11 protein-coding genes are annotated in these 13274 nt (G+C 55.6%); 3 read left to right on the forward strand and 8 right to left on the reverse strand.

The genetic code is table 11. The features are described 5' to 3' along the window. Positions 1 to 47: 47 nt before the first annotated feature. Both ftsH and rlmE read right to left on the reverse strand, forming a co-directional pair. Positions 48 to 1970, reverse strand: coding sequence for an ATP-dependent zinc metalloprotease FtsH (gene ftsH, locus AB8B76_RS07915; protein ID WP_405271522.1), 1923 nt, complete (start codon positions 1968 to 1970; stop codon positions 48 to 50). Positions 1971 to 2161: 191 nt separating this feature from the next. Then, entirely contained in the window at positions 2162 to 2800 is a 639-nt protein-coding gene (rlmE, locus tag AB8B76_RS07920; RefSeq protein WP_405271489.1) for a 23S rRNA (uridine(2552)-2'-O)-methyltransferase RlmE, read from the reverse strand. A gap of 105 nt (positions 2801 to 2905) precedes the next feature. On the opposite strand from rlmE, the gene AB8B76_RS07925 reads away from it, so the two are divergent. Beyond that, positions 2906 to 3214, forward strand: coding sequence for a YhbY family RNA-binding protein (locus AB8B76_RS07925; RefSeq protein WP_405271490.1), 309 nt, complete (start codon positions 2906 to 2908; stop codon positions 3212 to 3214). A 145-nt stretch (positions 3215 to 3359) separates the two neighbouring features. On the opposite strand, the gene greA is transcribed toward AB8B76_RS07925, so the two are convergent. From greA to carA, 3 genes are read right to left on the reverse strand one after another with little or no spacing between them, the layout of a single operon-like run. Beyond that, positions 3360 to 3836: a transcription elongation factor GreA gene (gene greA, locus AB8B76_RS07930; RefSeq protein ID WP_405271492.1), complete on the reverse strand. Its 477-nt coding sequence runs from the start codon at positions 3834 to 3836 to the stop codon at positions 3360 to 3362. Then, complete coding sequence (gene carB / locus AB8B76_RS07935) at positions 3836 to 7054, reverse strand: carbamoyl-phosphate synthase large subunit (RefSeq protein ID WP_405271493.1); 3219 nt, start codon at positions 7052 to 7054, stop codon at positions 3836 to 3838. The genes greA and carB overlap by 1 nt, the downstream gene beginning before the upstream one ends. A gap of 4 nt (positions 7055 to 7058) precedes the next feature. After that, a complete protein-coding gene (gene carA / locus AB8B76_RS07940) occupies positions 7059 to 8195 on the reverse strand; it encodes a glutamine-hydrolyzing carbamoyl-phosphate synthase small subunit (RefSeq protein ID WP_405271494.1) in 1137 nt (378 codons plus the stop codon). Positions 8196 to 8472: 277 nt separating this feature from the next. Between carA and AB8B76_RS07945 the strand changes: the two genes are divergently transcribed. Next, positions 8473 to 9336, forward strand: a complete 864-nt coding sequence (locus AB8B76_RS07945) for an SDR family NAD(P)-dependent oxidoreductase (RefSeq protein ID WP_405271495.1) — start codon at positions 8473 to 8475, stop codon at positions 9334 to 9336. After that, positions 9336 to 10526 (forward strand): MFS transporter, encoded by a 1191-nt coding sequence (locus tag AB8B76_RS07950; RefSeq protein ID WP_405271496.1) that lies wholly within the window; start codon positions 9336 to 9338, stop codon positions 10524 to 10526. The genes AB8B76_RS07945 and AB8B76_RS07950 overlap by 1 nt, the downstream gene beginning before the upstream one ends. Here the strand turns inward: AB8B76_RS07950 and AB8B76_RS07955 are convergent. From AB8B76_RS07955 to AB8B76_RS07965, 3 genes are read right to left on the reverse strand one after another with little or no spacing between them, the layout of a single operon-like run. Then, a complete protein-coding gene (locus AB8B76_RS07955; protein WP_405271497.1) occupies positions 10523 to 10963 on the reverse strand; it encodes an acyl-CoA thioesterase in 441 nt (146 codons plus the stop codon). The genes AB8B76_RS07950 and AB8B76_RS07955 overlap by 4 nt on opposite strands. 53 nt (positions 10964 to 11016) lie before the next feature. Continuing rightward, the gene (locus AB8B76_RS07960) at positions 11017 to 12171 is read right to left on the reverse strand and encodes an iron-containing alcohol dehydrogenase (protein WP_405271498.1); all 1155 of its coding nucleotides are present in this window, start codon (positions 12169 to 12171) and stop codon (positions 11017 to 11019) included. A 7-nt stretch (positions 12172 to 12178) separates the two neighbouring features. After that, complete coding sequence (locus tag AB8B76_RS07965; protein WP_405271500.1) at positions 12179 to 13159, reverse strand: NADPH:quinone oxidoreductase family protein; 981 nt, start codon at positions 13157 to 13159, stop codon at positions 12179 to 12181. Between the last annotated feature and the right edge of the window lie 115 nt (positions 13160 to 13274).

Here is a 13274-nt window from a genome sequence, read left to right on the forward strand (position 1 = left end):
GTACCTTTCGAGGCGGTCAAAAGACTACGGCTAAACCTGCAAGCAGCTTAGTGCTCGCCTGCCGGCCCACCGATAGGTCCACTGCGATCCGCGGTGTCGGACCCTGCCGCTGAAGAAGACCCCGAATCGCTGTCGCCATCCTTCTTGCTCCAGTCGCTAGGCTCGCGAGGCGTTCGCCCCGCCATAATGTCGTCGATCTGATCTGCGTCGATAGTCTCGTAATGCATGAGTGCATCAGACATAACGTGCAGCTTGTCCACGTGTTCTTCCAAAATGTCCTGCGCTTCGCGGTAGCACTCGTCGATAATCCGACGGACCTCTGCATCAATCTGCTTCGCTGTCTCATCAGACATCGCTTTGTGAGACTGGCCGGCGCTACGACCCAAGAACACCTCTTCGCCGCCTTCGTCGTACAAGAGGGGTCCCATCTTCTCGGACAAGCCCCACTTGGTGACCATGTTGCGAGCAATCTCTGTCGCACGCTGAATGTCATTGGATGCACCGGTCGTTATGCCATCGGGGCCCAGAGTCATTTCTTCAGCAATACGCCCGCCAAAGAGGCTGCAAATCTGACTGATGATATGACGGCGACTGTGCGAGTAACGATCTTCCTCAGGCAAGAACATAGTCACACCCAGAGCGCGACCTCGAGGGATAATGCTGACCTTATAAACGGGATCGTGCTCAGGCATGATCCTGCCCACGATTGCGTGCCCGGCCTCGTGATAGGCGGTATTCCGTTTTTCGTCCTCAGACATCACCATGGACTTGCGCTCGGCGCCCATCATGATCTTGTCTTTCGCGAGCTCAAACTGCGTCATGCCCACGGTTCTTGAACCCGAGCGAGCAGAGAACAGTGCTGCTTCGTTCACCAGGTTAGCCAAATCCGCACCAGAGAACCCAGGCGTGCCTCTGGCGATCTTGGATGCTTCTACATCTTCAGCCAGCGGCACCTTACGCATATGTACTTTGAGGATCTGCTCGCGACCACGAATATCTGGCAGGCCAACAACGACCTGACGATCGAAGCGTCCGGGGCGCAAAAGTGCGGGATCCAATACATCGGGACGGTTCGTCGCCGCAATAACGATGACGCCGTCATTGACTTCGAATCCATCCATTTCTACCAATAGCTGATTGAGGGTCTGCTCCCGCTCATCATGACCACCGCCAAGACCCGCGCCACGATGCCGACCAACAGCGTCAATCTCGTCGATGAAGATAATGCATGGAGCCTGCTTTTTGGCTTGATCGAACATGTCACGTACCCGCGAGGCACCGACACCGACGAACATTTCTACGAAGTCCGAACCCGAAATCGAGAAGAACGGCACCTTGGCTTCGCCTGCAATAGCTTTTGCAAGAAGGGTCTTACCCGTGCCCGGCTGACCAACCATTAGCACGCCGCGGGGAATACGCCCACCGAGCTTTTGAAATTTGCCGGGGTCACGCAGAAACTCCACGAGCTCCTGCACGTCTTCTTTAGCCTCGTCGACACCAGCGACATCTGCAAACGTTGTGGTGATTTGATCCTCGCCCAGCAGCTTGGCCTTACTCTTGCCAAAGCTCATGGGGCCGCCGCGACCACCGCCGCCGCCTTGCATCTGGCGCATAAAGAACATGAAGACCGCAATGATTATGAGGATGGGGAAGCTAGCCACGAGAAGCTGCGTCCAAACGCTCTGCTGCTCTGGCTCTTTGCCTTCGACTTCGACCTGGTGGGTTAGCAGGTCGTCCATGAGCTTGGGATCTTCCACCATGGGGCGCGTGGTTTCGAAGTAAGAACCGTCAAAGCGCTCACCCGCGATGGTAAGCCCATCAATAGTGACCTTACGAACCTGATCGCGCTGGATTTCCTGAATGAATTCGGAGTACACCATGCGCTCGGTGGGTGTCTGCATGCTGAAGTTGTTGAAGATTGACAGCAATACTGCAGCTATCACGACCCACAGCAGCAGGTTTTTGGCCATATCGTTCAAAATCGTTACCTCATTGCTGCGGCAGCTTCTAAAGGCTACCGCCGAAAATTCATCGACCACCGCAGCGGTTTGCTGCGAGTCGCGAGACTAGATCGCCGTAGCGCAGAGTCCCGCTATTGCCGGTCGACCAGTATAGCGTTTTTTACGGCACAAACGCCTGCTTGGGCCACCCCAAACTCTCTCTATTCATCGCTCGGTGATACCAGACGACCTCTAGCGACTAAATATACCTCTCGGGAACGCGGTCTGGAGGCCGCAGGTTTTCGGGTTAAAACCTTGTCGAACTGCTCGCGAGTAGCTCTAAACAGGTCATCAAAACCCTCCCCCTGAAAAACCTTAGTGACAAAACAGCCACCAGGGGCGAGAACACGACAGGCCATGTCTAATGCAAGCTCAACCAGATAGATGGATTTCGGTTGATCAACAGCGCTCATACCACTCATGTTGGGGGCCATATCCGATATTACAAGGTCTGCGCTTTTGTCGCCCATCTCCTGCAAAATTCGCTTAAATACTTCATCTTCGGTGAAATCTCCTTGAACAAAGTCAACTCCGTCAATACTGTCCATAGGCAAAATGTCTGAGGCTATGACCTGCCCCCTGGCACCCACCAGCTCTACCGCCACTTGAGACCAGCCGCCCGGAGCACTCCCCAGGTCCAGTACGGTCATACCGGGCCGGATGATTCGCTCTCGTTCCTGCAGCTCCAGAAGCTTGTAGCAAGCACGGGATCGATAGCCATCCCTCTGCGCCTGCTGCACGTAGGGGTCATCCCGATGCTCGCGCAGCCACGCTTTGCTGCTCGACCGCTTTTTAACCATTTCCTGTTCCTGAAAAATCAATCCGGGTACTAGCCCGGTATTTGGGTCCCATTGCCACTGTAGTGTAGACTCCGCGCCCCGCTGACTTAATCGGTTTACCCTAGCATGACTCGCAAAACCAATACGCGCCAACTTCGCGCTATCGGCCACAAGTTAAATCCTGTCGTCACCATCGCAGGCAACGGCCTCAGCGAGTCGGTACAACTCGAACTTGAACGTGCACTCGAAGACCACGAACTCATCAAGATCAAGCTGGCGGTGGGCAGTCGTGAAGCGCGCGACGAAGTTATCGAGCAACTGCTAAAGGACAGCCGCGCGGAGCTGGTGCAGCGGGTAGGAAACACCGCGTTGATACTGCGCCACAGTGCAAAGCCGGATCCCAAAAAATCCAACCTTCTCCGAATGCTCGGCTAAACAACCACCGAAGAGCTTCGCTTAGCGCAAACTAGATACTTTGCTGCTGTTGTCGTCGATTTAGTCGTCGATTTAGTCGTCGACGTAGTAGCTCATGCAGTAGCTGATGCCATAGTTGACACAAAAGTGGATACAGTCGCTGCCGCTACAGGTGGCGCACCTGGTCGATCTCATACTCTCGGTCACCGCCCGGCGCACGCACCACAACGACATCACCTTCCTCTTTACCAATGAGAGCACGAGCGATAGGTGAATTCACCGAAATCAGATTCTGCTTAGCGTCCGCTTCATCGTCTCCCACGATGCGATAGGTGACCGTGTCGTCGTTCTCCACATTGATCAGGTCGACTGTTACACCGAAGATCACTTTCCCGGTGTAGGGAATAGTGGTCACGTCGATCACCTGCGCGTGAGACAACTTGCCTTCTATATCCAGGATGCGGCCTTCGGCAAAACTCTGTTGCTCTCGTGCCGCATGATACTCGGCGTTCTCTTTCAAATCGCCGTGCTCACGAGCCTCTGCTATCGCCTGCACAATGCGCGGACGATCTACCTTCTTCAATTGCTCGAGTTCTGCGCGCAAAGCTTCTTCGCCATGCGCTGTCATCGGCACTTTACTCATTAATGCATGCTCCTGTGGAGATCCTGCAGACGGCGTACCGTCTTATCCCCTTCTCGCTGCAAGGTCAGGCAGATAGCCTCCGCTGCGGCAAGCGTTGTTGTATAGAAAACCCGATGCGCTTCGGCACTGGCTCGAATAGGCGCTGAATCGGCGATAGCCCGGCGCCCTTCTGTGGTGTTGATAATGATGTCTGCTTCGTCGTTCTTGATCATATCGACGATATGCGGGCGACCCTCGAGCACCTTCTTAACGCGGCGGACATCCAGTCCTGCAGCTTCAAGGGCATCGGCAGTACCGCCGGTGGCGGCGAGGCTAAAGCCTAAATCAACCATTTGCCTGGCGAAGGTAACCGCGCCCGGCTTATCAACATCACGCACGCTGATAAGCAGAGTGCCGCTCCGTGGCGGGGGGTCTCCCGCGGCTAACATGGCCTTAGCGAAGGCATCCGCAAAACTATCACCGGTACCCATGACCTCACCCGTAGACTTCATCTCGGGCCCAAGAATGGGATCGACTCCGGGAAACTTGTTAAAGGGCATCACCGCTTCTTTCACACTAAAGAAGTCCGGCACTATCTCTGCGGTGAAACCCTGATCTTCAAGGCTTACCCCGGCCATACAGCGCGCCGCGATCTTCGCCAAGGAGGTGCCAATACATTTGGACACAAAGGGCACGGTACGCGAGGCGCGAGGGTTCACCTCGATCACGTAAATCTTTTCGTCCTGCCAAGCGAGCTGGACATTCATCAAGCCTTTAACACCCAGTGCCAGGGCCATTTGCTTCACCTGCTCACGCATTTGATCTTGCACATCTGCAGGAAGGCTATAGGGCGGTAATGAACACGCCGAATCTCCCGAATGCACACCGGCTTGCTCAATATGCTGCATGATGGCGCCAATCACGACCTGCTCGCCATCCGACACCGCATCGATGTCGACCTCGATTGCGGCGCTCAAAAAGCTGTCCAGGAGAACCGGAGCCTCATCGCTGACCGATACCGCATCACGCATGTAGCGAAGAAGGTCTTCTTCTCGATACACGATCTCCATAGCTCGACCACCCAGAACATAGGAAGGGCGTACCACCAACGGATAGCCGATACTGCGCGCCGCCTCAACAGCCTCTTCAACACTGCGAACCGTAGTGTTTGCCGGCTGCAGCAAATCCAGATCCTGAATGAGGTGCTGAAACCGCTCGCGATCCTCCGCACGATCAATCGCATCGGGGGACGTGCCAATAATAGGCACACCCGCTGCCTCAAGAGCGCGGGCGAGCTTCAGCGGCGTCTGGCCACCAAACTGCACAATCACGCCTTCGGGTTTTTCCTTGGCGACGATCTCGAGTACGTCTTCCAGAGTAACCGGCTCAAAGTACAGGCGGTCCGAGGTGTCGTAATCTGTTGAGACCGTCTCTGGGTTGCAGTTCACCATGATGGTTTCGTAGCCATCTTCACGCATCGCCAGCACCGCGTGGACACAGCAGTAGTCGAACTCAATGCCTTGACCGATACGATTCGGGCCGCCGCCGATCACGAGAATTTTGGGGCGATCGCTGGGCTGTGCTTCGCACTCTTCGTCGTAAGTGGAATACATATAGGCGGTGCTGGACTCAAACTCTGCCGCACAGGTGTCCACGCGCTTGTAGACGGGCCGAATATCCAAAGCTTGTCGATGCTCACGCACCGAAGTCTCGCTCTCGTTAAGGAGTGCTGCCAAGCGTCGATCGGCAAAGCCTTTACGCTTGAGGCGGTATAAGCGTTCCGCATTCAGATCCGCAAGGGAACCCGCGGCAATGGACGCTTCGTCTTTTACGATGTCTTCTATCTGAACGAGATACCAGGGATCTACACCTGAGTGCCCGTACACATCTTCGACGGACATGCCCAAACGAAAGGCGTCCGCCAAATGCCAAATACGATCGGCTCCGGGGTTAATCAACTCACTGATCAGCTCATCGCTGGGCTCAATATCCTCGGGCCCTAACCGGGACTCCAGTCCGGAGGCACCCACTTCGAGGCCACGCAAAGCCTTCTGCAGTGACTCCTGAAAATTCCGACCAATCGCCATCACTTCACCTACAGACTTCATCTGCGTGGTTAAGCGAGCATCTGCCGCATTGAATTTCTCGAAAGCAAAGCGGGGGATTTTCGTGACGACATAATCGATTGAGGGCTCGAAAGACGCTGGCGTTGCTCCGCCCGTAATATCGTTCTTGAGTTCATCGAGGGTATACCCAACAGCCAGCTTGGCAGCCACTTTGGCGATCGGAAATCCGGTAGCCTTTGAGGCCAGCGCCGACGATCGAGACACCCTGGGGTTCATCTCAATCACTACCATGCGTCCCGTATCGGGGCACATGCCGAACTGTACGTTCGAGCCACCCGTCTCCACGCCGATTTCACGCAGCACCGCCAGAGAGGCGTTGCGCATGATCTGATATTCCTTGTCCGTCAGGGTTTGAGCTGGCGCGACGGTAATGGAGTCACCCGTGTGCACACCCATGGCATCAAAGTTTTCGATGGCGCAAATGATGATGCAGTTGTCGTGGTGATCACGCACCACCTCCATCTCGTACTCTTTCCAACCGATGAGCGACTCATCAATTAGCAGCTCGGAGGTCGGCGAAAGGTCCAGACCGCGAATGCAGATTTCTTCAAACTCTTCGCGGTTGTAAGCGATACCTCCACCGGATCCGCCCATAGTAAAAGAGGGACGGATGATGCAGGGGAAACCTATAGAGTCGAGAACGGCGTGCGCCTCGTCCATGGATCGGGCAAAGGATGCCCGGGGCGTCTCCAGTCCAATACGCTTCATGGCCTTATCGAATAGTTCGCGGTCTTCCGCTTTATCGATCGCCTCTTTGGTTGCGCCGATAAGCTCCACACCATTGGCCTCGAGAACACCCTCTCTTGCCAGATCCAGCGCGCAGTTCAGCGCCGTCTGTCCACCCATGGTCGGCAGCAGCGCATCGGGCTTTTCCACCTCAATGATTCGCTGCACCGTACGCCATTCAATAGGCTCAATGTAGGTAGCATCTGCCATCGCTGGATCAGTCATGATCGTAGCGGGGTTGGAATTAACCAGAATGACCCGGTAACCCTCTTCGCGCAGCGCCTTACAGGCCTGAGCGCCGGAGTAATCGAACTCGCAGGCCTGCCCAATAACGATGGGGCCGGCGCCTACGATCAGAATACTTTGGATGTCTGTACGCTTTGGCATGTGCTTATCCCGCCCGTTGCTGCATCAGGCTGATGAAATGATCGAAGAGCACACTCGGCTCATGGGGGCCTGGACTCGCCTCGGGGTGGCCCTGAAAACTAAAGGCGGGCTTATCGCTTCGCTCAATACCTTGCAAGGTTCCATCAAACAGCGAGCGGTGTGTCACGGTTAGACAATCCGGCAGTGCGTTGTCATTTACCGCAAAACCGTGATTCTGGCTGGTGATCATCACCGTTTGGTTGCGAAGGTCCTGAACGGGGTGGTTAGCGCCGTGATGACCAAATTTCATCTTTAGCGTCTGGGCTCCACTGGCAAGAGCAAGTAGCTGATGGCCAAGACAAATCCCAAAGATCGGTATCCCCGTCTCCAAAAGCTCACTAATGGCAGTGATAGCGTAATCACAAGGCTCCGGATCCCCGGGACCATTGGAAAGAAAAACGCCATCAGGGTTTAAGGCGAGCACCTCGCTGGCACTCGTCTGGGCGGGCACAACCGTAAGGCGACAGCCTCGATCCGCAAGCATACGCAGAATATTTCGCTTCACACCAAAATCGTAGGCAACCACATGCCAGGGCATGTCTGAGATGGCCGGATCCGCAAAACCCTCCCCCAGCTGCCAGGTACCGGCGGTCCAACTGTAACTCTCGCTGGTCGAGACTTCTTTAGCCAGATCCAAACCCTTAAGTCCGCCAAACCCCTTAGCGAGGGCCAAAGCCGCATCGACATCCGGTGAATCCGTCGCCATGAGACAACCATTCTGTGCGCCTTTGTCCCTAAGCACTCTGGTAAGACGCCGCGTATCGATCTCGGCAATGCCCACCACACCGCGCTCTCGAAGATAATCATCCAGTGCTTGGGTATTTCGAAAATTGCTCGCCAATAGAGGAAGATCGCGGATAACCAAGCCAGAAGCCCAGATCTGCGACGATTCTTCGTCTTCGGGATTCGTGCCGGTATTACCAATATGAGGATAGGTAAGCGTTACGATCTGACGGGCGTAGGAAGGATCGGTAAGGATCTCCTGGTAGCCAGTCATGGCCGTGTTGAACACCACTTCACCAACTGATGTATCGGCAGCTCCAATGGATATCCCATGGAATTCGCTGCCGTCTTCAAGAACTAGAATTGCGGGACGGGTCAATCGTTCCTCCAGGGGCGCAGGCAGTCCGCTCGCAGGCTCAAAAAAAAGCGAGATGAGTAGTTCTCATCTCGCTTTCTTTGAATTGTTAATGTGCGTTAATGCCGGCAGCTCAGAATTTTGTGTCATCAATGTGTTACGCCAGACCCGAAGTCTGGTCGTGGGTGCGCAGTGTACGAAATCGCCTGTTTTCTGTCCATACGGATGATCCACAAACTAAGCACTGGCTGACGCTCGCCTCCCTGCCTATGATGGCCATATTCATCGGTGGACTCTCAAAATGGACTATTTCAGAAACAAGCATGCGGCAATCACGGGTGCCGGCTCCGGTATTGGCCGCGCGCTCGCCCAGCAGCTGAATTCCGCCGGCTGTCACTTGTACCTCGCCGACATAGACGAAGCTGGTTTAGCCGCAACTACGGCCAGTTTTACCGATACGACGGTGAGTTGTCATAGCACTGTGGTGGATGTATCAAATGCTGAGGCCGTAACCAACTGGGCCGCCGCGGTCACAGCGATCACCCCTGCCCTACACCTTGTGGTTAACAATGCCGGTGTGGACCTCATGGCCTCCGTTGCAGAAACCAGCCTGGAAGACTTCCACTGGCTGATGAATATCAATTTCTGGGGCGTGGTGCATGGTTGCCAGTCGTTCATCCCAGCCCTCGAAAAGGCAGAGCGCAGCCATTTGGTTAACATTTCGTCAGTTTTCGGTCTAATCGCGGTACCCCAACAATCGGCTTACAACGCCGCCAAGTTCGCGGTGCGGGGATTCAGCGAGTCTCTTCGTCAGGAATTGGACCTAGTGGATAGCCCTATTAAGCTGTGCTGCGTGCACCCTGGCGGGATCGATACCAATATTGCCCGGAGGGCCCGCAACGCTGACCCCAGCGCTACTCCCGAATCTCAGCAGGAAATGTTTTCACAGCATGTGCGAACCAGTGCCGAAGATGCTGCTCGCCAGATTCTTCGTGCTGCTGAAAAAGGCCAGAGACGACTCCTCATTGGCGGCGACGCCAGGGTCATCGATTGGATTGTGCGCTTGTTCCCCACCGCTTATGCCCGTCTGTTTCGCGATAAGACAGAAAGCGCTCTGACAGCTACACGCTCGGAAACGCCAACAGCTGAACAACCGAATAGCTAATGAGCGAGACGCTGACACGCCGACAACTCTTGGTGCTCATCACAGCGCTTATGGCGACGGGCATTGGTCAGTCGCTGGTGTTTGCGATTCTGGCACCACTGGGACGGGAGGTTAATCTCGCCGAGGTTCAAATCACCTCGATCATTGCATTATCGGCACTGGTATTCGCCGTTGCCTCGCCCTACTGGGGCCGTCTATCAGACAGGATAGGACGCAAACCGGTCATTCTCATCGGCCTAATTGGCTACACGGTAGGCACACTGCTGTTCACTTCGGTTTTTATGGCAGGTCTCGCGGGAGTGCTGTCAGGCCTCGCACTGTATGGGGTTGCACTTGTCACCCGGTGCAGCCAATCGGTAGTGATGTCGGCATCCAGTCCGTCGACAACCGCCTACGCAGCAGACAGCACTAGCACTAGCGAGCGTACTGCTGCTATGGCCAAACTGGGCACAGCGAATAGCCTGGGCATGATTCTGGGCCCCGCCGTGAGCGGAGCGCTTGCAACTCTGGGGTTACTGGCGCCTCTCTACTTCGCTGGCGCCCTTTCTGCTGCAGCCGCTGTCCTCGTTTGGAAAGCCTTGCCCAGCATTCCCGCACCCCAGCGATTGAGCCACGAGAAACCAAAACGCTTGCGATTCCTGGATCCACGAATTCGGCGCTTTGCGCTCACAGCAATAGGTTTGTTCACAGGGTTCTCCGCCATTCAACAAACGCTGGGGTTTCAGCTTCAGGACCAATTGGAACTCAGCGGTGTCGAAACGGCGCAATACACCGGCGCAGCCTTAATGGTTTCGGCGGTATTTACCTTTGTCGTTCAGGTCACCGCCATGCAACGACTGAAACTTCCCCCCCACGTATTTGTGCGCACGGGTCTGGCTTTTATGGCTCTGGGATCACTGCTTGTTGCTGGCTTTGCCAACTTTACAATGCTTGCCTCGGGAATGGCGTTGCTGGGGACAGGACTGGGCTTGTCCATGCCGGCGATCACAGCCGGAGCCTCCATCGCGGTGAGCCCTGAGGAACAAGGCGGTGCAGCTGGAGTGATCTCTGCCTGTCCCGCAGTCGGTTTTGTCAGCGGACCGATTATCGGAGGCCTGCTCTATCCTCTGGCGCCCTTTGGACCCGCGTTATTTTCTGCCGTGATGTTTTTCGGAACCATAGGATTCTTGGTAAGCACTGCCAAACGCTAGCTGTTAGTCGCAATAGCGGCGAGCGCCTCACGCATTTGCGCTGGAATGGGTACCGGCTTGTTACTCACACGATCAACGAATACGTGGGTGAATGTCCCGTTGGCGCAGGCCTTGTCGTCCCCCTCCCGGAAAATACCAATACCATATTGCACCGAGCTATTACCCAAGCGGTCCACTCGCAGGGCACCCTGAAGTGCCTCCGGGTAGGCCACAGGAGAGTAGTAATCACAGCCAGAATTCACCACGAGGCCAACCGTCTCTCCGGTGTGAATATTCAAACCACCCTCATCAATGAGGTATCGGTTAGCGACGGAATCAAAGTAACTGTAATAAATGACGTTGTTTACATGTCCGTAGACATCATTGTCGGACCAGCGCGTCGTTATAGCCGTGAACCAGGGGTAGTCCGTGCGCGCCGGGGGCTGAGCTCTGGACATTGAATTACCTCGCTATGATTTAAGCGGCAGCAGCCATTGCCGAAATGCCGCGTTCAAAACGCAGCGCGATAGATTCCCAGCGCATCATCGTAACTAAGGTCTCGAGGATTGTTGATTAACAAGCGCTGCTGGAGCATGGCATCACTGGCCAGAGTCTCCAAACTCCCTTCATCAACACCCGCCTCGCGCAAAGTTGCTGGCATCGACAAATCGCCAATAAGCTCTTCAATGGCCGTAATCAGTGCCTGGGCTCGGGCTTCATCACTTCCCGACACAGCCCCTCCCACCACAATTTCCGCGAGTTCTGCATAGAGGGGTGTCGCATCGGGCAGGTTAAAGCGCAAAACCTCGGGAAGAACGAGCGAATTACTCAATCCGTGGGGTATATGGAAGTGCCCACCCAAGGGATATGCCAGAGCATGCACTGCGGCCACGGGTGCGTTGGCAAAGGCCTGACCAGCCTGCATTGCTCCCAACAACATCGCAGCGCGTGCATCACGCTGACGTCCATCGTGTACCGCCGTGCGCACATTATCGGCAAGGAGCCTCAGTGCACTCCGTGCCAGATTGTCCGATACGGGGTTCTTCTTGATCTTGGAAGTGTAGGCCTCTATAGCATGAACCATGGCGTCGACGCCGGTCATGGCAGTGATGTGGGGCGGTAGTCCCAGGGTCAGGTCTGCATCAAGAACCGCAACGTCGGGAAGCAAGACTGAAGAACTCACTCCGGCTTTCGTGGTTTCTCCCGTGGTGATAACGGCGACCGGCGTTACCTCAGAACCGGTGCCCGCTGTGGTGGGAACCAGGATCAGGGGAAGGCGACCGCCGACGACCTGATCAACTCCGTACATATCAGCCAGAGCCTGGCCGCCGCAAAGCAGAGCAGCAGCGACTTTAGCAACGTCCATCGAACTGCCACCACCAACGGCAATAACGCCATCAACACCCGCGGCTTTGCCCGCCTCGGCCGCAGCGAGTACCACCGCTTCCGGAGGATCTTCACTGACTTTGGGAAACAAACAAACCCCTACGCCGGCTGCACCAAGAGCATCCTGAACAGGCCCGATGAGTCCAATAGCTACCAGCCCGGGGTCAGTAACCAGTAAAGCGTTATGAACCCCCAGTTTGGCGCAGTATTCTGCCAGCTTCAGTGCTTCGCCACTTCCACTGACAAGACGCGCGACGGTATTAAAGGCAAATGACTGCATGCCGTACCTACTCCATGGTGATGATGACCTTACCCCGCGCTAAGCGCCCGGTCATCACATCATAGGCTTTCTCGTAGTCCTCAAGGGAAAACACGTCATTAATCGCTGGCTTCAGTTTGCCCTCGGCAAAAAGGCCCCACAGATCTTCGATGTTCTGAAGATGAACCGCGGGCTCTTCAGCAATGAAACGCCCCCAAAACACACCAACGATAGAGCAGCCCTTGAGCAGAGCAAGATTCAATGGAATCTCTGGAATAGGTCCGGCGGCAAAACCTACCACCAGGTAACGACCGTTCCATGCCATACCGCGTAATGCTGGCTCAGCGTAGTCGCCGCCTACGGGGTCATAAACAACATCGACGCCCTTACCTCCGGTTAGCTCTTTTACCGCTGCCTTCAGGTCCTGCTCGCTGTAGTTGATGGTCTCATCCGCGCCAAGCTCGCGACACATAGCCAGCTTCTCTTCTGAGCTCGCCGCCGCAATCACCTTCGCGCCCATCATTTTACCGAGCTCCACGGCAGTAGAACCGACGCCACCTGCAGCACCGAGCACTAGCAAGGTTTCGCCTTCTTTGAGGTCGGCGCGTTGTTTCAACGCGTGATAGGAGGTGAAGTAAGTCATGGCAACGCCTGCTGCCTGCGTAAAGTCCAGACCTTCGGGCATGGGCATTACGGCATTTTGATCTGCCGCAACTTGATCCCGAAAAGCGCCGCTACCGGTCATCGCGATCACCTTGTCGCCAGCCTTGTAACGCTCCACGCCTTCGCCCACAGACAACACCACGCCGGCGCACTCGCCACCGGGAGAGAACGGCATATCTGGCTGAAACTGGTACTTGCCCTGGATAATCAGAACATCCGGGAAGTTGAGGCCGGCCGCCTTAACGTCGATAACGACCTGACCCGCCTCGGCGGTTGGCTCCGGATGATCGGTCGCAAGCTGCAGCTTGTCGGCCATCCCGTGTTCTGTACAAAGTAATGCGCGCATCCTCTCTCTCCATGACCTGGTCAGTAATTCTTAGCATGGCGCCGTGCGCAGCCTTGAACTGTGCGCGGGACGCCAAAAAGCGTCATCCATGACAGGCTCGGCGCTCGCCATCCAT

The organism is Congregibacter sp. (genome assembly GCF_045107095.1).
In the GTDB taxonomy this organism is placed as follows: Bacteria; Pseudomonadota; Gammaproteobacteria; order Pseudomonadales; family Halieaceae; genus Congregibacter.